We start from the raw sequence: 21898 nt of genomic DNA, 5'->3' as shown, positions 1-21898 counted from the left end.
GGTGATGGCCGAGTGGATCGCGGACCGATCGATCACGCTGCAATAGTAACAAGCTCTAAGGAATACGGGTCCGCTTCCGTCGAGCTTCGCCACGTATGATGCACGTCCGCTTCGAGACCGAAAGGGGCTGCTTGCAGGAAATTCCTTGAATGACTGCTAAGGGTCAAACTGAGGCATTCGTTTGGGCCGTGCTGAATGTCCGCACTCTTGGAAGCCACGTCCCAGAGTGGACAGGTGGTTCTCGGCCTGAACCGGTCCGAACCCTCGACTGAGCAGATTTTACCGTAGCGGGCCTTTCCGCCGTGAACTGAGGTTTCGGTCCACGGGGCTGCCGTCTGATGTGTTCGCACGGGGTTTGGTACCGTACCCATGCCTGTGCGGCATCGCATCCGAAGGGAGTGGCCTCTTCGCTTCTGACTGTGGGAACGTTACCGCCGGCACCATCAGGCTTGGCGGTGGCGCTGCTCCCGACTACGCGCTGCGACGGCGTAGGTCGGCGATGCGTGCGGTAAGCACGGCACGCAGGTGCTCAACCTCGGTGTAGGCGGCCTCCGCCTTCTCGAAGGCGCCGAGACCTTCGCGGCGGATCTCCTGCGTCAGCGCCTCGATGCGTCTCACCGCCGAGAGGAAGCTCGGCGTCTCGGGCGCAGCGGTCATGTCGGTACGGGTCGTGGTCATGCTGGGGTTCTCCTCGTGATGGGTCAGTGGGTGGTTGCGTAGCGGGTGGCTGTAGTGCGGGGTTCGACCCGGGCGGGTACGACGCCGTCCGGGAAGTGCAGCAGCAGGTCTGTTTCTGCGCGGGCCTGCTCAGCCGTGGCGACGATCCGGCCGGTCTCGGCTGCGATCACCAGCGTCAGGGCTTCGCTCAGGCGATCGTCGTCGCCCTCCTCGTCGAGCGCATCAGCCTGATCGAGCGGAGTAGTCTCAGCAGTGTTGGCGCCCGACGCGGACTTCGCGCTGACACCGGTGGCGGCGGCGAGATTGGCGAGTAGGCTCTGCTCGACCGCTTGGCCGAGCTGACGCAGCCGCTCGTCGGCCTGGTCGGCGAGATCGCGCAGTGCCCGGTCGAAGGCGGCCCCGGTCCGGGCCAGGACGATGCGGCCGGCCGCCTCCAGCTCAGCCTCGATCGCGGCATCGAGGTCGGCCAGCGCCCGCTCGGCCCGGGTCCCGGTGCGCTCGACGAGTTGGCGCACCCGCATCGCCGCCGCCGTCGGGGTCGGCTCCGAGCGCGCCGCCACCGCGTCGAGCGCGGTGCGCGGTGTGCCGGCGTGGCCGAGGCCCGTGATCAGGTTCGGAACCTCAGGGTGCGCGGCAGCGTTCGCTGTCACGAAGGCGTTGAGAGGCCGGAACGCCTCGACCGGTCCGCCGCCCCGGCAGACCAGCGTCGCTGAGAGACCGTGCTCCCGCTGAAGGCCCGATACCCGGGCGAAGGCCTCGGCCAGCGAACGCTCCGCCCCCGCCCCCTCGAAGATCGCCCAGACCCGGTGGATCCGGATCAGCCCGGCGTCTTCCAGCGGCTGCAGCACATGCTCCACGTCGCGGCGCACCTCGCCGTGCTCGGAGACGACGAGGGCGATATGACGGGGATCCTCCGGCTCGCTCCAGGTCTCGGGCCCGAAGCGCTGCCCCTCCAGGCGCAGCCGCTGCAGCGTGCGCTCGCGGTCGAGATCGGCCTCGAGCGGGACCTGCCCGACGCAGAGCAAGCCCATGACCTTGGCCTGGACGCCGGCCCCGCGGCCGAAGCGCTGGCGCAGGCTGGTGCGTAAGGTGAGCGTGACCGTGCGGTTGACGAGACCGACCGGATCGAAGTCGGTGCCGTGCTCGGCCCGGATAGCGCCGAGTTCGGCCGCATCGAGCCGGGCCTTCAGCCGAGGCGGATCGTTGGTGAGGCGGCCTTCCGCCTCGCCGAGCAGGATGAGATAGCTGTCGGGTCCGTTGGGCTCAACCGTGAGCACGCTCGCCCGGACATTGTGCTCGCCGCGCAGGCGCTGGCGCAGCCAGCCGATGAGGTCGCGCAGCTCGCCGACGACCGCTGCCTCGGACTGAACTGCATCGCCCGCATCGGGCAGGCCTCGGTGGGCGCCGTCCTGCTGGGAGGCCGGGCGCGGCGGTCGGGGCGGTGCGTCCGGCCCGTGGTGGAATCTGTGATGGCGCATGGGAGTGTCGGGATCCGTGTTGGGGTGAGGATGTCGCGAGCGCGCGGGCTCGTGGGCGGAGGGTCGAGGAGCAGCGTGAGGCGAGGTGACTGAGGGTGGTGGATCCGGCCGCTCTCGGTGCGGGCAGCCGGATCGGCAGTGGGACGGCTTCAGTCGAACAGCGGTCCCTGTCGGGCAGGGCTCGGATCGGCGGGAGCGTCGGACCCCGATGCAGACGCAGACGCGGCCGGGTCTGGACCGAGCGCGTGGGCGATCGAAGTGAGGCGGGCAAAGCCCCCGGTGCGGAGTTCGCCGCGCAGGATCCCGGTGAGATCGGCGAGCAGCGCCTCGGCGGTGTCGTGGGCGCGGAAGGCCACACCGTCGAGCAGTGTCGGCGCGCCGCCCCGGCGGAACAGCACCGGTACCGGCAGCACGGCGATGCGGCGCATCAGCCCCTCGTCCGAGAGCGCCCGGTGGGCGAAGCCGAGGCCCGGCTCGACAACCACCGCGTCGAGGGTGCCCCAATCGAACTGGTCGTAGGCCGCCCCGAAGGCCTCGTGCAGCGCAGCGACCGAGCTCGGCTCCTCGTAAGGAACGGGCAGGCGGATCAGCTCGAGGAGACCCTGGTCGAACCAGCGCGCGAGCGTCGCCCCGAGCGTGTGTGGCGCGGCGTCGTCGGGCTCGATCAGCACGACCCGCCGGAGCTTGTGCGGGACTGGAAAGCCGCGTTGGCGGTCCCACAGTCCATCCGCTTCCAATGCCGCCTGCGCTGTCCGATCCTGCTCGCGCCAGGCCTGGAGGAAGGCGCCGCGCTCGAGCCCGAGCACCTGCCCGGTCAGGCCGAGCAGCGGATCGATGACGAGGGTGAGCAGCAGGGTGTGCTCGCCGACGAGGTGGTCCGGATCGAGCAGGACGCCCGAGGCTGCCTCGATCTGGCGTAGGAAGGGGCCGGAGAGGACGGCGCTGAACCGGCCCGGGCGATGCGGATCGAGCGGCTCTAGGCCGAGCAGCAGCCCGTCCCGGTGTCGGCGCGATTGCCGGACCTGGGCGCGGACCCAGAGGCCAGTCGGGGTCAGCGCGCAGCCGGGCTCGTTCGCGCCGGAGGGCGCGTGGTGATCTGTCATGGTGGGAGACTTTCGTGATGCAGGGTCAGGGGATCGAAGGAGCCTCGCCGACCTCGGGCGGACGCTGTGCGAGCGTCGCCCTCCCCATCACGTCATCGCGTCATTCAGGGGTTTGCAGCGAAGGAGCCTTCGCCCAACTTCCCCGCTCTTGTTCTCGTCCTCGCCTGTTCTCGTACCCGATCCCCTCAGCCGAGCCGGTACCGCGTCCCCGGCGGCACCGGCTCGGGTGGGAACGCCATTGTTCACCCCGTTGTGTGTTGTCCAACGCAGCGCCAAGTCTTTGCTAAACAACCGGCATTCGGCCTCAGGTGTTGTCCAACGCACCCACCACGCCGATGTGTAACCCAGGGTCATCCGTCTCGGCGTCGTACCCCTCTCCCATCTGCCGGATCCGGACGATCCGGCGCCTCCCGCTTCGACCGCGCAGCGCTCGGGTCAACAGGAGCACGGTCCGCCTCGGGCCTCACTCGCCCTTGGACACGGCACGGGACTCGTAGCGCAGCGGCCAGTCGTAGAGACCGATCAGCCTCCTGCTCCAATCGACGATCCACTCGCCCATCCAGTCGTCGTTATCGGCAAAAGCTTCTCGGAACCTCTCCTCCCGCGCCTCGTCATGCGCAGCGACTGCCGCCCGCACATCATCCAGGCTCAGATAGCCGCACGCCACCATATCCAGACCGACATGGATGAGGTCGGCGCGATCCTGCATCAGCCCGGACATCACCTCGCGGCGCAGGCGCTCGCAGAGCACCGCGTCGGTCAAGACGAGCAGCGCATCGTCGTCGAGCCCGGCCAGAATTTTGAGCGGATACTTCCGCGACCGCCCTTCCCGGAAGGCGACGAGCGGGTCCGTCTTGTCCGCCTCTTGACCATCGAAGAGCGTGTGCCGGCGCAGCCACAGGTCGGCAGTGGGAGCGTCCCAGAGATCGATCGGATGCTTCAGCTCGCCGGACTCGGGCGGCCATTCGAGCATCCAGTCGGATGCATCCGAGATGGTCCAACGCTCCAAGGCACGGGCTCCCGGCACGAAGGGGAGGTCCCAACACGGATAATCGACCAGGATCTGCGGCGGTGGGCACCCGCGGAAGCCGAGGTCGAACGGTGCTTCGGCGAATCGCCGCCGTTCCGGCGGCAACAGGGTCATGTCCCGGCAGGCCGCGCGGGCGTCGCGGAAGGCGTCGGACGCGAACACCTCGGGCAGCGCGCGCACGATCTCGGGATCGGTCAACGGCATCGGAGCATCGATGCGCGCCTTCCAGACAGCCGGGTCGAGGCCGGTGTTCTGCGCGAGTGCGTAGAGGATCGGGCGCATCCGCGCGTTCAAGCTGTCCCGGGCCGTATGGCGGCGTGACGCCTCGGAGCCAGTGGGTGCTGTAACGTCGCGGGGTGGCTGCCCGACACCGCCATCCGTGACGGCGTGCCGGTCCGCTGTCGCCGTGGCGGCCTTCGAAGGCTGCGCGCCCACAAGGGCCAGGCGGAAGCGCTGGCTCGCGACGCCCTCGCGCATGTGATCGAGGACCGATGCGATGGCCGCTGGGGGTCGAGAGTGATCCCGATCGATGTTGGGATCGTAGATCTGGCGCTTGTTCGACATGATCGTGGGTTCCTTGTGCTCATGCTACGGGATGGTGGGTGCCCCCGGCATCGGGGCTGCCCCAGCAGCGCGGCGCCCGGGGATGGGGCCGGCCGGCGGGGCGTGGCGCTGGGGATCGAGGCTGGAGGCGGGGCGGTCTTTGCCCGGCCTCCGGGGTGAGACGCAGCAGCGCTCCCGGCTGCCGAGGTGCCCTGATGCTGGAGCGCCGAGATGCCGTGATGCCGAAGCTTCACGATGCCGGAGCGTCACGGCATCGAGGCGTCGTGAGGTCGGGCAGGCGGGACCGAGGCAGGAGCGCGCTCAGCTCGTGTCCCGGCGGACCGGGGACGGCAGGTGTCCGCTCTCGCGCAGGACCATCTCCGCGCCCTCGACCAGCAGGTCGTTGACCTTGCAGTCGCGGGCGAGCGCGAGCTCCTTCAGACGCCGCAGCATCGCCGCGGACAAATAGACCGAGGTGCGCCGCGTCGCCTCGGAGCCTCGGCTCGGGGCCGGACTCTCCCGGCTCCGCTCCGCCGGGCCGCGCTCTGCCGGAGTGGCCGACGGGCCGGAGCCGGGCGGTGTACCGCCCAGATCGTCCAGGCTGCCGAGCAGGTCGAGCCGCTTCCGCGGGCGTCGGGTCGGGTCGCTCATCGCGGCATCTCCGTCAGGCGCTGGGCGGTCCAGGACCAGAGCGCGCGGATCTCGGCCGCCGCCTTGCCGGCCGGGGCGAACTCGGTGACGGCCTGCCCGCCCAGCAGCGCGTCCTGATGGTCGACCCGCTGGGTCAGCGGCGGCTCGGCCAGATGCCCCCAGCGGCGTAGGCGCTCGGCGTAGCCGGCGGTGCGCGCCCCGCCTTGCGGCGGGCACTGGCTCAGAATGAGCGCCACGCGCGCGGCGAGGCCGATCTGGGCGAGCGCGCGCAGCGTCGGCTCGGTGGCGAGGAGATCGAGCAGGGTCGGCCGGGCCGGGACCAGCACGAGATGGGCCGCGCGCAGCGCCTGGTTGGCCGCGGGGCTCAGGGCCCCGGCGGTGTCGAGGACGACGAGGTCGAAGCCGCGCCGCGTGAGCGCGGTGAGGATCTCCGGCAATTGCCCGACCCGCTCGAGCCCGAGATGGTCGACGGCCGGATCGTCGGCCGCGCGGCGTGTGGCCCAGGCGGCGAGCGAGCCCTGCGGGTCGAGGTCGAGGGCGGCGACGCGTCGCCCGGCCTGATGGGCGGCGACCGCGAGGTTGACGGCCACCGTGGTCTTGCCGGAGCCGCCCTTCTGGGTGGCGATCGCGAGGACGTCCATCACGACGGCCCCCCGCGCGTGGGACGGCCAAGCACCGCCGCATCACGGCGTCCCGACGCTTCGGCATCGCGATGACACGCCGTCACGGCGCTGCAGCGCCATGGCATCGTGATGCTCCAGCGCCCTGGCGTCCCGGCGTCGTGGCGCCACGGCATCGCAGCGCCACGGCGTCGTGGCATCACAGCGCCGTGACACTGCAGCCTCATCGTGCGGGGCCGGCCGCTCGCCAGGTGCGAGGCGGGCGGGCGATGTCGGGTCCGATGGGCACGGGGGTTCATCATCTCAGTCTCCGATCTCGCGACCGCCGCGGCCGCGTCCGTTTCGCTTTGGGTGTGGTGCGTGCTGCTGCCGACCCGCGCGACGCTTGCCGGTCGCGGCAGCCTCGTCCGCGCCGTGGACGGCCGAGAGCGGCACGCGCAGCGGTGGGGCCTCGGGCGGCGGGCGGGCCGGAAGGGCGACCCGAGGCGCCGGGTCGGGCGCTCCGTCCTGCGGTGGCCGGGGCCAGGGCGCGTCGTCCTCGCCGCCGCGCCGCTGCGGCGCGGTCGGGATTTGGGCCGCGATCGGGTCATCGGCGGTGGAGGATCTCTCCGCTCGGACCTGCGCCGCCTGCTCGGACTGGAGTGCCAGGACCTGTGGCGCGGGCTCGCTCCGGATCGCCGGCGTTTCCAAGTGCGGAGGCTGGATCCGGCTGGGATGCGTGTCCGCGGTGGCGGGAGCAGCGACGATCTCTGATGGGGCCAGGGCCGGCGCGGCCGGCTCGGGCAGTGCGTCAGCCTCGAAGCCCGCGGCGACCGGAGCCGACGTGGCGTCCGTGACCTCGGGCTCCGGTCGTACCGGCACCGGTGCCCTCGGTGGCACCGCGGTCTTGTCGGGCACCGGCGCGACCGCGGCGGGGGCTACCGGCGTTGAGGCGGCGGTCGACGCAACGCTCTCCGCGACGATTGCGCGCGCGGCCTCCGCTGCAGGCACGGACGCCGGCATGGAAGAGGCCGGCGGCGAGACCGCACGACGCGCCTCGGGCGGTCGCGCGAGCGGCTGACCTGCGCCCGGATCCGCGGCCTCTGCGCCCGCACGACCGGCCGTGGGATGAGGAGCGGCCTGCATCAGCGGCGCACCGTTCGAGCGGCGAGCCCCGCCGAGGCTGAAGACGGGCGGTCGGGCGCGCTCGTGCTGAGGCGGTCGAGGCCGCAGGGGTGGGATCGGATCGACCTGAGCTTTGCCATGCCGCTCCGCCGCACGCGCGACGGCGTCCGACCAAGACGAAACGTGGGTGCCGACCGGCGCGACCGGAGGCGGTGGCGGTGCCGCCGGATCCACCGCGGGCCTCACGTTCGGTGTCGGTTCGCGCAAGGCGATCGCCGGCGATGGTGTCTTGGCCGCCGCCTCGGCCTCTGCCGGCTCGGCCGCGGCGTACCGAGCCCAGAGCGCCGCCGTGGCGGGCTCCAGGCTTGCCCGCACCCGTGCGGTGAACTCAGCCTCCGGGACCGGATCGATCGGAACAGCGGGGATCGCCGGATCCGGGCCCACCGCGGAGGCCGCTCCCGCCCGCGCCTGATCCACGGGCTGCGTTCGCCCGGCCAGGGCGAGGTCGGCCCGGATCCGGTCGAGCCGCTCGGACGCGTCCGCGATCCGCGCCTCGTAGGCCGCAGCGAGCTGCCCCGCCCCCCGATCGAGCCGGTCGCACAGCCCGACGAACTCGCTCCGGCGCGCCAGACCGAACGGCGCGCCCTCCGGCACCGCGGGATCCTCGGCGGTGATCCCGCCCGGATCGGCCTTGGCGCCCCGAGCGCGCGCGGGCGCCGTGCTCGCCGCTAGGAGCAGGCGCGGCCGGGACAGGGTCCGCGCGCAGACGAGCCGGGCCAGATCCCGCGCGAGCTCGAGCCGGCCGATCTTCACGACGAGGGCGAGCCCGCGCCGGATCAGCGCCCGCACCGGTTCGCCGGAGCCACTGGCCCTGTCACGGCCGGCAGCACCCCGCTCGCCCATCGCGGGGCGCGGCGCGGCGAACTCGGCCTGCCGGCCGCGCTGCAGGAACAGGCCGAGCTTGGCCCCGGTCGCCGCGGCCCGCGCCTCGAGGATGCGGTCCGCCTCGGCCTGCCACTGCCTGCGGGCGAGGTCGGCCCCCGCCTCGGTCAGGGCGCCTTTGCGCTCGTTGTTGTACTGGCGCGCCGGGATGTGCACGCCCGGCGCCTGGGCGATGCCGATCGTGGCGTAGGCGCGCAGGTCGTAGCGCTTGGCGATCCCCGCCTCGGCCAGCACCGCATTGCAGCACGCGCCCCAGTGCGACCGTAGCTCTCCGATCCAGGCGCGGTCGTGGCTGGCGCGATCCTTGGGCTGCCGGTAGGGCCGCGTCAGCACCCGGGTGCGGTTCGCCCGCCGCCTCTCGCAGGTGATCGCGAAGTCCCAGCTCGGTGCGCCCGTGTCGGGGTGCGGCATCCGTAGCGCCGGGCGGTCGTAGTAGACGATGTGGACGTGGACGTTGCGGGCGTCGTTGCGGGCATCCGGCGCGTGCACCACCGCCCAGTAGGGAAAGCCCTTGCCCGCGAGCTTGCCCGTGAAGGCCTCGACGATGGCCAGCCGCTGACGGGCGTCGATCTCGTGCGGCAGCTCGGCGATCACCCGCGTCTGGATGCGCCCGCCGCGCCCCGGCGCGATCGTGACCGGCGCGTCCGCGCCGAGGCCGATGGCCCAGTGCCACAGCGCGAAGGCGTCCTCGGTCGCAAGCGTCAGCGTCAGGGGGGTCGAACGCTGCGGGCCCGCCGCCCGCAGCGTGGCCCGGGCCGCCTCCGGTGCGTCGTCGATCGCGGAGAGCGCGCGCGCCCACCAGTCCGGGTCCCGCCCCGGCGCGATCCTGATCCGGTCGCCCCGGGCCGAGCGCTCGCTCTCCTCGACGAGCGTCCAGAACCGCGCTCGTTCCTCGGGCGTGTCGCCGATCGTGCCGAACGAGGCGAGCGCGAGGGCGTCGTCCGGATCGGCCTCGACCGCTCCGTCGCGCTCGAGATAAACCTGCTGCGCGGGACCGTCGCGGCCGGCGGCGCGTCGGCTCCGGGCCGGCCCGAGCCGCTCGGCGGCGCCCGGCCGCTCGATATACGCCTCGTGCGCGACGGCGCGTGATCCCTGGTAGCACCGGCCCGCCTTGGCGGCCCGGATCCTCGCTAGAATCGGCGAGGTCTTCGAGACCGAGGTCTGGGAGAAGTGGCAGGTCACCGCCCCGTCGCGCGAGAGCGGGCGCTCGCGCCCGCCGCGGCCGGCGAAGCGCACGCCCGGCGAGCGATGCAGGCGCAGCACCGTCTCGGGCAGGCGAGCGCGGTCGAGGCCGTGTTCGGGCATGAGCGGGCCGTCCGCGTCGTGGCAGAGAGACGCGAGGACGCCGCGCACGAAGGGGTGCGTGGTGATTGGATCGGGCATGTTCGATGGCCGGCGGCAAGCACCGGCAAGTGCAGATGGCCAAGCTTAGGCAGGGGTTGTCGATTCGATCAAGCGCACAAAAGCATTGAGCGATTCGGTCTGTGGGAGTCGATTAGGTGTCCTGACCTGACGTCTTGGGCTTAACCAATGGATGGCAAGCGGTAAGGAATCGCTAACCATCTGAAATTGAGTTGCTGCTGTCGGGCTCGCCCTAGGTTGTATGCTGTACAATGCGATGTTCTGCCGCACCAGGCATCCCGGGCCCGTCACAGGACGCGTTCTGACGGGCCACCCACGCCCGTCTCTGGTCCGACTGGCGGCGACGTCAAACGGGCTCAGGCAGCCTCGTGCCGAGCCGATCGAACCACCGCGATCCGGCGGCTGACGGCCCGGTCAGTCCGCCCTTGTTTGGGAAGTCGAAGCCGGCGCGCAGGTGCCGCCTAATCGGGAGCGGCCGCCGGGCTGCTCTGGATTAGGGGAGCTGAGCCCTGTCCCGGGTCGGCTCGGATGAGCGAGACGAACCGGGACGTCTTTCTGGGATCGTCCTTCCCGGGATCGATGTCCTTCCGGGGTCCTGGCCGGGCTTTGGTTCGCGCGCCCGAGCGAACGGCAAAGCCCGGCCGCCGCCCGTCGGGGCGGCCGTCTTCTGGGGTTCCCTTCCGGGATTTTGAGGGCTGCCCAGGCCGCCCGCCGCGGTGGCCCGGGCAGCCGATCCGGCGCTCCGACACGATCAGCAGGAGCTTGACGGTTGGCCGCGCGTCCTGGTCGCCTTCACGCGTGAGCCCGTCGCCGATCCCCGGTGCGGCCCGAATGCGAGGTGCGTGGTGTCGTGAAGCGGAGAGTGACCAACCCGGACGTCCGCGAGGTATTCGCGGCCCTGTGCGCCCGTTTCGGGTTGCAGCCCTACCAGCCGCGTCCCGGCGCACCGTACGTCTGGGGCGAGGAGAAGCTGCGGGCCCGCTGTAACCGCCTGATGCGGCAGCTCGCGGTGATCGAGGCTGAGCAGGAGGCCGCGACGCAGGCCTTCACCCGCAGGATGCACGAGCTCGGACAACGACGCGCGGCCTGCCTGCTCGAACTGACGATGGCGGATCTGTATGCCGCGGCGGCGGAACGGTCGGGCAAGCCCGACGCGGCCGCGCCTGTCCCGGGTTCGAGCGCGCAGACGGTGTCGCCCCTCGAGACGACGGTCACACCCTCATCCGATCCGGGAAACGTGGAGACGCCGACGCCTCCCGATCACGAGACCGATCCGGGAAGCGGTGAGACCGTGTCGGCTTCCCGGAGCGACAACCCAGCGGGAGCCGACGATTTGGATGGCAACGGCACGTCCACGGCGCAGCGGCCTGCCGATGGTGACCCCGGCCCGGGACCGGCTGCCGATCCCATCGAGCACGATGACGACCCGGAGCTCGCAGCCATGCTGCCGACGATCGAGGCGTGTGCGCCGGATTGGTGCGAGGTCCGTTCGCCCCCGCAGAGCGTGCGTGAGCGCTTTCCCCTGTTCGAGAAGCGGATCGGTCCACTGAGGGATATCGACGGCGAGAACCTGATCGAGCTCCTCGTGCGGCTACCCGCAGAGCATGACGATCTCGTCCGGGCGGCGCCCATCTTCGAGGCGCATCTGCTCGAGTGGTTCTGGTCCGAGGACGGGGCCGCCTGCCGGGCAGCGCTCTCGCAGGCGCTCGAGCGGGAGGAGGCCCGTTGCGCCCTGTGGTCCGATCTGCTCGAATGGTACCGCTGCGTCGTTGCTCTTGCGCCCGGCGGCTCGTGGCAGGCCGCGACGCGCGAGCAGGCCCGGGCGATGTTCCAGGACGAGCAGACTGAGTTCGTCGCGACCCTGGATCCCTACCGGCGTTCGGTCTGGCTCGAACTCACAGCGCTTCTGGCCGAAGGCGTCTGAAGGAGCGATGAGTACGGCAGGATGTTGAGCAGAGACCAGCAGGCCGGCAGCCCGGTTCGATCGCGGCCTCCGCGTTCATGTCCGCGTTCACGAGGTTGCCCGAGCCGGTGTCGAGCACGTCGACCATCTGCTTGGCGAAGTCCTGGCGCGTCTGCACCACCGACAGGTTCGAGCCCAGGCTCGAGGACAGCGACTTCAGCCCCGTCAGCGCGTTCGGCAGCGCGTCGGAGGCCTTCGACAGGTCGGTGTTGTTCTGAACCCCGAAGTTCGCCCCGGCCTGGGCGGTGGCCGAATCCACGAAGCGCCCGAGCCCGAGCGCGTCGGCCGTGATGGCGCTGCCCTGCACGGACAGCTTTGACTGGGCCGCGCCCGTCTTCTCGTTGAAGGCGATGGTCAGGCTGTCCCCGTTCAGGAGGTTGGTACCGTTGAAGCCCGCATCCTGCGCCGCCTGGTTGATCTGGGTGCGCAGCGTGTTGAACTGATCGACCAGCGCCGAGCGCTGGGCCGAGGTGCCGCCCGCCGCCGAGACCGCAGCGCCTCCGGTGAGCTTGGCGAGCTCGCCCGCATCGGTCGTGATTGCGCCGGTGGCGGCGGTGATCTTGCCGGCCTGCACGGTGAGCGTGTCGGATCCCGTGCCGGTGATCTGCAGCTGGCCCTGCGCGTCGATCGCCGCGGTGGCCAGACCCGACTTGTTGATGTCGTTGAGGGTGTCGTTCGCCCCGATACCGACGTTGTAGACGCTGGCGCCCGCTTTCAGCTGCAGCGTCTCGGCCTTGGTGGCCTCCACGCCGACGACGCCGGTCGTGGAGGCGGTCGCGCTCGCGGCGGTGCCGAGGATGGTCTTGGCGGCGGCCACATCGTGCTGGCTCTTGCCCGTCGCGGTGGCCTCGGCCGCGGTGCCGAGGGCGACCGTGCCCTGCATCTTCGGCAGGTTGGTGGCGGCGTTCGACTGGGCCTGGGCGACGACGGATTGCATCTGCTTGACGAGGGCGGTCAGGGTGTCGACGCCCTTGGAGGCGGCCTGGATGGTCTGGATGGTCTGGATTGTACCGCAGTCCACCAAGTCTACGCAAGCAAAAAAGCGTTAAAAATTAAAGGACGACAGAATTGGCAATTCTGTTCAGCGCCATGATGCTTGTGTAGCGCCGGTGATAGGCTGCGTAAAGATCTATGTGTGCCATCTCACGCGATTCGATACTTTCGGCGACTGTCTCTGATCGCTGGGGCAGCCGCGCTCGCCGAGCCGCGTGTGATATCCAACGCAACGCTAAGACGTTGGAGAGCATGCGGTATTCGACGCGAGAAGATATCCAACGCACCTGCTAGTGCGGTCTCCCCTTAAGCGAAGCCGCTTCCCTGCGTTGGATATCACCGCAATACGGATGGTGATGTCCAACGTGGGCCGCCTACGTCGCAGGACGCTGTCGTGGGACGTCCGCTCCGGGGTCGCAGCTGAGGTCCGAGGCGACGAACCTCAGTTGGTGCGGCAGGCGCCGAGATGAGGCGAGAACCGACCCCGGAAAGCTTCGCCGTCTGCGTCGCCCTCGTCTTGGTCACCTACGTGTTCGCCATGGTGGTCGGTGGCTGGCTCGGCTGATCCCTGTCGTACCCCTCCAACCTGCAGATCACAGCCATGTCCGAGAGCCGCCGCTCCTCTTCGCACCCTCGCCGGTACTGGCAGCGGCTGAGTCGCGTGGCCGACCTACTCTTGCCGGGCCAGCGCCTGTCGGACCTCACCGCCTGGGCCGTGTTGATGCTGCTGGCTGCCTTGTTGCTGCTGTTCGCCGTGCGAGAGATCCGCAATGGCGCGCTCACCGGCTGCCCAGGATACGATGGCGTCCTGCACAAGCGGGAGGCTGAAGCGCTCTGTGCAGAGCCCTGACGTAACCGGCACCATTGTGAACATTCTGGAGTTCGCCCTGCTCGCTGAACGCGGTCGAACATGCTCCCGTGCCTCCAGCAACGGCTTCGAAGCTCATTGGAAGCAGGAGCGGGGCGGAGTGAAATTTTGACCCTTTGCAGACATTCAGAGGGTTCGCTTCTGGGCTGGCGATCTGATTAAGTCGGTTATCTTTGCCCCTCTGGCTCTGATGCCCGATCAATGCGCAAACCGGATTTTAAGCTTCGCGATCGGTGCTATGACCGGACCCGATCGAGTACGCTGGAGCAGGAGCTGTCTCGAGACGAGCTCGGGGTCGACGTTCGTGCTCTGATCAAACGGGTTGAGGAGGCCAACGCCGAGTGGGAGGAGCACGAAGACTAGTATGCCGATCACATGCAAGACAAGTGGAAGGAGCGCTACCGAGACGAGCGTGCCGGTGATCGCAGCATCACTGATATGTTTGAATCCTTAAGGGGCGACTGCTCATAGCGGGAGAAGCAAGGGCTTATGCAGATTGTTTATCTCGGCCGCGCGAGCCGCCGCACTAATCCGCCTCCTCAAGTTGAGGGCAATGTCATCGAGTTGTTGTCGAACAACTGGGACGACTACGGCTATAAGACGAGCTTTCCGGTGACATGCCGGCTGAACGACGAGATCGTCGATCTGCCGGGCCTTCGGCTGTTGGTGGCAGAAGCTCTCACGTCCAGCACCGCCCTTGATCGTATGCTCAATGAAGGCTGGGACGGCGTGTTTCCGATCCCGGACGCCGACTATGTGTCGGTTCCGACCGAGATCACTTTCTACGAACAGATCGAAGGCGCGCTGGGCATCGAAGCCGCGATCGAAGCCGCGAAGCAACTGCGCGACGCCAGCTATCTTGTCCACGTCGCCGAAGACGAGGCGGCCAAGGCACTGGTCGACAGCGCAGGTTTTCGGAATTCGTTGCAACGCGAGCGCGCGAGCACGCAAGCCTTCATAGACGGCTGGCGTGTGTTTGAACGACAAGCGATCGCGGTGCTCGATCTCGGCTTCGATTTCGAGAACGTGTTTGGCAATCGCACGACGCTCGAGCTGAAGTTCCAACCGAGGACCCGGCTGCCGCACGATGTGAACGTGCTGATCGGACCGAACGGCTATGGCAAGTCGCAGCTTCTCCACCAGATGGTGAGGGACTGGATTTCGCCGTCTGAGGAGGACGAGACGGGGTTCGTCGAAAAGCCGAACCTCAGCCAGCTTGTCGTGATCTCCTACAGCCCGTTCGAGCGCTTCCCAGTCGATCTCGCGGGCCGCAAGCTCCAGGATCAGGAGGCCTATCGTTACTTCGGCCTGCGCGGTCGCACCACACCGAGCGATCCGAGCAAGCGCGGGCGGATCACCTTGTCGCACGACTACCCGAAACGGAACGCGGCGCAGTCGCTGATCCAATGTCTGGCCGACGACCGGCGGCTTCGTTCGATCCGAGATTGGTCGCGAAAGGTCGCCACGATGGAGCGCGTGCTCCGAACGGCGATCAGCTTCGACTTCGCAGCCGTCGAGGTCATGCCGCGCAAGCGGATCGAGTCCTTCTACCGCGAGACAGGACTGCTCGATCCCCTAGGGTTCGATGTCGGCGAAGGGACGGACCGGCAGCGTTTCATCCCAATCGGGTCCGACCGCATCGAAGAACTCGACGACGAACGTCTAACTGCGGCGGTGGAGCCAGCATCCGGGGTCACTTTCTTCCTTGAAGGTCAGCCGATCGAGCTGAGCTCGGGGCAGCGCCTGTTCGCCTACATCGTAATCAACATCTTGGGCGCCATTCGACGCAACAGCTTGATCCTCGTCGACGAGCCCGAGCTGTTTCTGCATCCCACGCTCGAGATCCAGTTCGTCGACATGTTGAAGACGATCCTGTCGCGCTTCAACTCGAAGGCCCTGTTGGCGACGCACTCGGTGGTGACAGTGCGCGAGATCCCTTCCCAATGCGTCCATGTGTTTGAGAAGACGGATGACGATGTCGTGCTCAAACACCCGCCCTTTCAGACGTTCGGTGGTGATTTTCAGCGCATCTCGTCTTATGTCTTCGGGGACAAGGCGGTGTCCAAGCCCTTTGAGTCCTGGATCAAGGCGCAACTCGACGAATTGGAAACGGCGGACGCGGTGATCGCCGCGTTGGGTGATGATCTCAACGAAGAGCTAATCGTTCAGATCAAAGCAATGGAGCGTGGCCAGTGGTGATGCTACTCACCACGCCGGCGACCTGCAGTCTCCAGTTGGTCGACGACGTTGTCGCGGAGCGTCAGGGGGGAAAGAACGCCGGCTTTTTCACGGGAATAGCCCAAGACTGGCGTGATCGGGTCCAGGTCTACATTGACGCAGCAGGGTCTCCTGAATTCGTTCCGACTTGGCCTGACATTGCGCATAAGAAGAACAGCTTCCTTAATCTCTACCTGTCGCCGACCGAAAGCTCGGTGCAAGGAGCGGTGCTTGAAGCGATGCGGGACCATGCATTGTCATTGTGCCCCGCCTGCGGCGAAGCCGGCGCGCCGAATACGCTCGATCACTACCTTCCCAAGGGTAAATATCCGCACTTCTGCGTGACGCCCCACAACCTTTTCCCGATGTGCGACGCCTGCCAGACCCAAAAGAAGGAGAAAACGGGCGATGCCGCCGACCCGCGCTTTTTCCTGCACCCCTATTTCGACGTGTTCATCGCGAACCAAGTGCTCGAGCTGTCTATTGAGCCGCCGTTTGCCACGCCGACCTTCGACCTCAGCGCGGTGGCTGGCCTAACGGCGCCGCAACGCGCCCTGGTGAACCGACATCTCCAGGAGCTCGGCATCGTCCCGCGTTACGCACGCTTCTTCCGCAACCAGCATCAACGGCTCTTACGGCTGGTTCAAAGCCTTCGAGACGCCGATCTCGACGTGGAGGAGAACTTGACCCTCTTTCGTGACAACGCGGCCCATCCGACGCGGAATGCCTGGGAGCATGTCTTTTATCACGCGGTCTTGGCCAACGCCGCCATGCTGGCCTATCTCAACGACGAAGATCTGCCCGCCTATCGCTAGACCATGCGGGACGCGAAGGCGCTAGGCACCATGCCTAGCGCCGCGTCCGGAATGATCAGATGCAAGAAAGGAGCGCGTGCCGCAAATCGATCTCGCTGCCGCTGGCCCGTCGGTGGTGCGTCTCGAACCGTGAATGCGGGCCGAGCGGCGGACGCGAGGTCGGGCCATGAATTAGGCCGAGCGGCGCATGCGCGGCGATGGCCGCCGATACGCGCTGGTCGGCAAAGGCCAAGTCTCCGTCAATGACATAGCCGAGCATGCCACCCATCGGCAAATCCTGGGCATATTGTTCGGTGATGAACCGCATCATACCTTCGACCACGTACTCCGTGGCCAGAGAGGCGCGTGCACCGGAATTTCGAACATCCAGGCGTTTGCATTCGTAGGCCAAGTAGCGCTCACGACTCCCAGTCGAACAGGACGGCGAGGTCGATCTTGCCTTTGCTATATTTCGTGCCGTCAGCGGCGAGCCCGGAGGGCTCATGCTGATAGGCGATGAAATAGCAGAGCTGCCGGGCGACGGGTGACCTTGCCCCCTGGATTGCCCTCGATCTGAAGCGAGGATTCGTCGAGCAGGAGACGGACGATGAAGAAGAGCCGGTTCAGCGAAGAGCAGATCATCGGCATCCTGAAGGAGCAGCAGGCCGGGCTACCGGTCGTTGAGATCTGCCGTCGCCACGGCATCAGCGACGCGACGTTCTACACGTGGTGCTCGCGTTTCGGCGGCATGGAGGTCTCTGACGCGCGTCGCCTGAAGGCGCTCGACGAGGAGAACCGCAAGCTCAAGAAGCTCCTGGCCGAGGCGATGCTCGACGTGGCGACGCTGCGTGAGGCGCTGGGAAAAAACTTCTGACGCCCGGTCCACGGAGAACGGCCGTGAACTGGGCCATCGCGGAGAAGGGCTATTCGCAGCGTCGCGCCTGCGGGCTGATCGGCCTTCAGCCGAAGACGTACCGCTACGCCTCGACCCGCGGTGACGATGCAGCCGTGCGGGCACGCCTGCGCAGCCTGGCCGGCGAGCGCCGCCGGTTCGGCTACCGGCGCCTGCTCATCCTGATGCGGCGTGGGGGCCTCATACTCAACCACAAGAAGCTGTTCCGCCTCTATCGGGAGGAACGGCTGTCGGTGCGCAAGCGCGGTGGGCGCAAACGAGCCCTTGGCACGCGGGCACCGGCCGCCGTGCCCCAGGAGCCGAACCAGCGCTGGAGCCTGGAATTCGTCTCCGACACGCTCGACGACGGGCGGCGCTTCCGCATCCTCGTCGTGGTCGACGACCGCACGCGGGAGTGTCTCGCGCTGGTGATCGACACGTCGCTGTCCGGAAAGCGGGTTGCGCGCGAACGCGACCGGATCATCAAGGACCGGGGCAAGCCGCTGATGATCGTTTCGGACAACGGCACCGAGTTGACCTCGCACGCCATCCTGCGGTGGCAGGAGGAGCGTGCGGTCGCGTGGCACTACATCGCCCCCGGCAAGCCGCAGCAGAACGGTTCTGTCGAGAGCCTGAACGGGAGCTTGCGCGACGAGTGCCTGAACGAGCATCTGTTCAGGGGCCTGCCGGCGGCCTCGTGCCGTCTGCGCTTTCAACCGAGCCGCTCTGCACCCAGCTGACCCCATCAAGTGCCGCACGAGCACGTAGAGAACGCAGGCACCCGAAAGCGTCGAACGCTCTGGACCGAGCTGCCACCCATTGACCCATTAGAGAACAAAATCGGCCCCAAGCGGACATTTGACCTATGCCCGCCGAAGGTCCGGATGGCATGGCGAGCCGACGTTGAGCCTCCGGCGAAAAGCGAACATTTTGCCTTGCGCCCAGCTCGGCGATTCCGGGCGGCTCCGGCGTTTCCCGTAAGCAGACGTGGCACGACGAGGTCCGACTGCCTGTCACTTCGAATGCGGTGCAGCACTAAGGCCTGAGATCTGGCGACACGTGGAAACACCGTGGGCGCAGTGCCGAGCCGTTCGTGTCTTGTTGCACTTGGGGCAGGACGAGTTGGCGCATCGTGCAGACGTCGCGCGACGCACTCCAAAGGGGATGCGGGCATTGCCAACCCGAGGTCCGGCAGGCCATCCTGCGCCTTGGTCGGCGACCTCACCAGGACGTCGTTCACTGACCGCGGAGCGGTGGAATGATCCGGATCGACAGCCGCCCCGTGCCGGAAATCCTGACTTCACCCGTCGTGTGGGAGCACAGGCAGCGGCTGCTCGCGTACCTACGTCGCCCCGAGGCGGCTCGACTGAGCCGCCGACCACCGATCGCCGACGAGTTGTTCTACCATCGTGAGTTGTGGGATGCGGTCGCCGAACGCTGTAGTCACAAGTGTGCGTTCTGCGAAGCCGCTCAAATCAGCAACGGCGTCCAGCACTTCCGGCCGCCTCGCGTGCGCGACATCGGAGACGGAGGAAATTTCAATCATTACGCTTGGCTTGCATATGAGTGGAACAATCTGATTTCGATGTGTGAGTATTGTTCGCGTGCGAGGGAAGACCGATTTCCGGTTATCGGAGAGCGAGCACCTTACTTGGCGAGCTTCGAGGAAGTGCGCCGGCTCGAAGCGCCGCTCCTCGTCGACCCGTACCACGACGCACCCGACCGGCATTTTGATTTCCTCATGGACGGGCGTTGCGCGCCGCTGACTGACAGGGGGCGGGCGACGACGACGCTGTTCGAACTCGGCGGCGAGCGCCTGCGCGAGCAGCGGCAGGACGATCTCGGTCGACTTCAGATGGAGCTGAGCTCCAGGGCCGAAGACGGCGGTTGGAAGCAGGTGGAGGACGCCTTCGACCGCAGGCGTCCTTTCGCCGGCGCCCGCCTGAACGTCCTGAGGCGAGCGCTGGAGGGCATGACCTTCTTCGGGAAGTCCATGCGCGGCCCCGCACGGCTTCTACCGACACGGATGGCGCGCTTTCTCGCGTCCGGTATCGAGGAGCGGCGTCGAGTGCTCGCGCGACTGGACGACTTGCGCAAGGCTGACGAAGCGCGGGAAGTCGAGCAGGACCACCACGACTACCTGACCGTGACGCGCTCCGTTCCGCCGGAGGAACGCCGCATGGGCGTGCGGTCCATGAAGCCGCGCCACGTGGGACGCATCGAGGTCAGCAACCTCAAGGGCATCGACCATCTCAGGATAGAGGGCAATACGGCGCGCCGGACACGTCGTGGGGCACCGTGCCTCATGCTTCTCGGTGAGAACGCAACAGGGAAGTCCACGGTTCTGCAGGGCATAGCCCTCGCCTTGCTCGGCGGCCCGCAGGCCAGGCGCTTGAGATTGACGGCGGACGACTTCCTCCGCAGCCGGAGTACGAGACGCTGGGATCAGCTTGATCCAGAGCCCGCCTCACTCAAGGTGGGTTTTCTCTTCGACGAGGGGCACGCCACCATCGAGTTCGACGGAACGCAGCGGCGCATCGTCGGCTCGGCTCCTCCCGCCACCCTCGTTCTGGGCTACGGCCCCCGACGTTACTTCGACCGCCGCCGCACGGCCGCCGCGTCGCAGCCTTACGCGTGCGTGCGCACGCTTTTCGACCCACTGGCGACGATCCCGTATCCCGGAGTCTGGCTGAACAGCCTTCCCGACGACCAGTTCGACGCCGTCGTGCGGGCGTTGCGTCCAATCCTGGCGCTCAGCGACAACGACGAGTTGGTGCGGGACACGGACGGACGCATCTGCGTGAAGGTCGAGGACCGACCGGTCCCGATCGAGCGACTGAGCGAAGGCTATCGCTCGGTTTTCGCGCTCGCCGCCGACATATTCCGGCAGATGCTGAACCGATTTCGCGACCTCGAACGCGCGCATGGCGTGGTACTGGTCGACGAGATCGAGACGCACCTCCATCCGCGCTGGAAGATGCAGGTGATGCGTGCGCTACGGCGTGCCCTGCCGAACGTCCAGTTCATCGTTACCACCCACGATCCGCTCTGCCTGCGGGGCATGGAGGACGGCGAGGTGGTAGTTCTACAACGCGACGCCGACGGCGAGATCGCGCTGTTGCAAGGCCTACCGGGCCTCAAGGGCATGCGGGCCGAACAGTTGCTCACGTCTGACTACTTCGGGCTCTCGAGTACCATCGACCCCGAGACGGAGCTCGAGGTGGCTCGCTTCGCCGCGGAAGTCGCCGAGCGTCCCGACGAGCACGTGACGAGCGAGGCGGTCTCCCGTCTGACGCTCGGCGACAGCGCGGGCGAACAGGTGGTCCAGGCGGCGCTCCAGCGCTTCCTCGACAGGCGCGAGAAGCCAGCAGGCAGCCTCCGGACCGACGTTCGCGCCGAGGCCGTTGAGGCTGTCTACAGGGCGCTCGCGGCGCCGCCGTCCTTCGGCCCTGGCGAGCCGGAGCGGGGTCCGGCATGATCCGGGCGAAGAGACCGGATGAGGTGCCTTCTTCGCTCGGCGGGGACGCGGCCGAGTCGGAGAAGAAGGCGGCAGCGCTCCATTACGCGGGTTGGAAACCCGGCATGGCGGCATACGGCAAGTTCAAGGCCTATGCCGGGAGCGACGTCATCGACGCGTTGCGCAAGATGTTTCACGGCAAGTGCGCCTATTGCGAACGCACAATTGAGAAGGGCTCGCGTGAGGTCGAGCATTATCGGCCGAAGGGCGGCGTCGGCGATCCCCTCCACCCGGGTTATTGGTGGCTGGCCCACAGTTGGTCCAATCTCCTGCCGACGTGCGGGCCATGTAACAAGGGTTTGAGGCAGCACCTCGTGACCGCCGACATGACGGTCGACGATGTCGAGGCGCTTCAGGCAAGGCCGGCCGCGAAGCTCGCGGGCAAGGCTAACCAGTTTCCGGTCGGTGCGGCGCGCTTGACGGCCGGGTCGGAAGACCATGCCACCGAGCAGCCGCATCTCATCGATCCGACCCGGAGCGACCCGAACGATCATCTCCGTTGGAGCCACGCGTCGGACTTCAGCATCCTTGCGCCCCGCTCCAACTCAGGGCCGCCGTCGATCGAGGGAACAGAAACGATCCGCTGCTTGGCACTCAACCGGGTGGGCCTGGTGGAAGCACGGACGAAGCAGCTGAACATCCTCCGGGGACAAAGGGTCCGCATCCTCGAAAGCCTGGAAGCGGCCCGCGCGATACCGGACACCGCGCAGGCACAGGCTATGCAATTGGTCCTGCAGAGCGTGAGAGATATGCAATTGCACTGCGGCGCCGACAAGGAGTTCGCGGCTATGGCGACGGCCTTCGTCGCCGCCTTCCGCGAAGAACTCGGGGCATGGCTACAAGCGAACGCACCCGCCGCCATCCTGGCCGACGCTGAAGCGGCAGGACCGTCTACAACCACCCGACTAGGTGGCGTGGACGTATCGGGTCCAGATGCGCAGGGCTGCGAGTTCGAGAAGGCGAGAAACGAGGCCGCGGTCTGGTCGTAGTGCGTCGCCTTACGCCGGAACTGGTTGAGCCTGGACACACCAGTAGGGTGATCGCCCCCTAGGGGGGTGAATGACTCGTAGCGGACGTTGCAACCGTCTGTTTTCGAGCCGGCTCCCGATGTTGGCTCAGCTGCCGATTTCGCCGATGATCAGC

At 67.8% G+C, this 21898-nt stretch carries 15 protein-coding genes and 1 pseudogene; 7 read left to right on the top strand and 9 right to left on the bottom strand.

Annotated features, from left to right (window positions below; genetic code table 11):
- Nucleotides 1-471: 471 nt before the first annotated feature.
- The 7 genes from ACLBYB_RS22510 to ACLBYB_RS22480 all read right to left on the bottom strand — a co-directional run bounded on the left by ACLBYB_RS22510 (nucleotide 472) and on the right by ACLBYB_RS22480 (nucleotide 9532).
- Nucleotides 472-678: a hypothetical protein gene (locus tag ACLBYB_RS22510; RefSeq protein WP_447700109.1), complete on the bottom strand. Its 207-nt coding sequence runs from the start codon at nucleotides 676-678 to the stop codon at nucleotides 472-474.
- Between the two features lie 23 nt (nucleotides 679-701).
- The gene (locus tag ACLBYB_RS22505; protein ID WP_342144829.1) at nucleotides 702-2156 is read right to left on the bottom strand and encodes an exodeoxyribonuclease VII large subunit; all 1455 of its coding nucleotides are present in this window, start codon (nucleotides 2154-2156) and stop codon (nucleotides 702-704) included.
- Between the two features lie 149 nt (nucleotides 2157-2305).
- Nucleotides 2306-3259, bottom strand: a complete 954-nt coding sequence (locus ACLBYB_RS22500) for a hypothetical protein (RefSeq protein WP_342144827.1) — start codon at nucleotides 3257-3259, stop codon at nucleotides 2306-2308.
- A gap of 463 nt (nucleotides 3260-3722) precedes the next feature.
- Complete coding sequence (locus ACLBYB_RS22495; protein ID WP_447700108.1) at nucleotides 3723-4853, bottom strand: hypothetical protein; 1131 nt, start codon at nucleotides 4851-4853, stop codon at nucleotides 3723-3725.
- 300 nt (nucleotides 4854-5153) lie between these two features.
- Nucleotides 5154-5483, bottom strand: coding sequence for a hypothetical protein (locus tag ACLBYB_RS22490; RefSeq protein ID WP_447700107.1), 330 nt, complete (start codon nucleotides 5481-5483; stop codon nucleotides 5154-5156).
- The gene (locus tag ACLBYB_RS22485) at nucleotides 5480-6124 is read right to left on the bottom strand and encodes an AAA family ATPase (RefSeq protein ID WP_447700106.1); all 645 of its coding nucleotides are present in this window, start codon (nucleotides 6122-6124) and stop codon (nucleotides 5480-5482) included. The genes ACLBYB_RS22490 and ACLBYB_RS22485 overlap by 4 nt, the downstream gene beginning before the upstream one ends.
- 282 nt (nucleotides 6125-6406) lie before the next feature.
- The gene (locus ACLBYB_RS22480; RefSeq protein ID WP_447700105.1) at nucleotides 6407-9532 is read right to left on the bottom strand and encodes a MobA/MobL family protein; all 3126 of its coding nucleotides are present in this window, start codon (nucleotides 9530-9532) and stop codon (nucleotides 6407-6409) included.
- Nucleotides 9533-10373: 841 nt separating this feature from the next.
- Here ACLBYB_RS22480 and ACLBYB_RS22475 point away from each other — a divergent pair.
- Complete coding sequence (locus tag ACLBYB_RS22475) at nucleotides 10374-11435, top strand: hypothetical protein (protein WP_447700104.1); 1062 nt, start codon at nucleotides 10374-10376, stop codon at nucleotides 11433-11435.
- On the opposite strand, the gene ACLBYB_RS22470 is transcribed toward ACLBYB_RS22475, so the two are convergent.
- Nucleotides 11407-12495 carry a flagellin gene (locus ACLBYB_RS22470; protein ID WP_447700103.1) on the bottom strand — a complete coding sequence of 363 codons (1089 nt, stop codon included), beginning with the start codon at nucleotides 12493-12495 and terminating at the stop codon, nucleotides 11407-11409. The genes ACLBYB_RS22475 and ACLBYB_RS22470 overlap by 29 nt on opposite strands.
- Nucleotides 12496-13068: 573 nt before the next feature.
- Here ACLBYB_RS22470 and ACLBYB_RS22465 point away from each other — a divergent pair.
- From ACLBYB_RS22465 to ACLBYB_RS22455, 3 genes are all read left to right on the top strand, one after another.
- Complete coding sequence (locus tag ACLBYB_RS22465) at nucleotides 13069-13317, top strand: hypothetical protein (RefSeq protein WP_447700102.1); 249 nt, start codon at nucleotides 13069-13071, stop codon at nucleotides 13315-13317.
- Nucleotides 13318-13824: 507 nt separating this feature from the next.
- Nucleotides 13825-15534 (top strand): ATP-binding protein, encoded by a 1710-nt coding sequence (locus tag ACLBYB_RS22460; protein WP_447700101.1) that lies wholly within the window; start codon nucleotides 13825-13827, stop codon nucleotides 15532-15534.
- Nucleotides 15531-16367, top strand: coding sequence for a hypothetical protein (locus ACLBYB_RS22455; RefSeq protein WP_447700100.1), 837 nt, complete (start codon nucleotides 15531-15533; stop codon nucleotides 16365-16367). Before ACLBYB_RS22460 ends, ACLBYB_RS22455 begins: the two co-directional genes overlap by 4 nt.
- A gap of 55 nt (nucleotides 16368-16422) precedes the next feature.
- On the opposite strand, the gene ACLBYB_RS22450 is transcribed toward ACLBYB_RS22455, so the two are convergent.
- Complete coding sequence (locus ACLBYB_RS22450; protein ID WP_447700099.1) at nucleotides 16423-16758, bottom strand: hypothetical protein; 336 nt, start codon at nucleotides 16756-16758, stop codon at nucleotides 16423-16425.
- 195 nt (nucleotides 16759-16953) lie between these two features.
- On the opposite strand from ACLBYB_RS22450, the pseudogene ACLBYB_RS22445 reads away from it, so the two are divergent.
- The 3 genes and pseudogenes from ACLBYB_RS22445 to ACLBYB_RS22435 all read left to right on the top strand — a co-directional run.
- Nucleotides 16954-17933 (top strand): annotated as a pseudogene (locus tag ACLBYB_RS22445) (IS3 family transposase); the annotation flags it as partial.
- 563 nt (nucleotides 17934-18496) lie between these two features.
- Nucleotides 18497-20716, top strand: a complete 2220-nt coding sequence (locus ACLBYB_RS22440) for an AAA family ATPase (RefSeq protein ID WP_447700098.1) — start codon at nucleotides 18497-18499, stop codon at nucleotides 20714-20716.
- A complete protein-coding gene (locus ACLBYB_RS22435; protein ID WP_447700097.1) occupies nucleotides 20713-21744 on the top strand; it encodes a hypothetical protein in 1032 nt (343 codons plus the stop codon). Before ACLBYB_RS22440 ends, ACLBYB_RS22435 begins: the two co-directional genes overlap by 4 nt.
- The last annotated feature ends 154 nt before the right edge of the window (nucleotides 21745-21898 follow it).

The organism is Methylobacterium sp. D54C (assembly GCF_053345595.1).
Note: the sequence above shows the minus strand (reverse complement) of the source record. Positions and strands in the feature narration are given on the sequence as shown.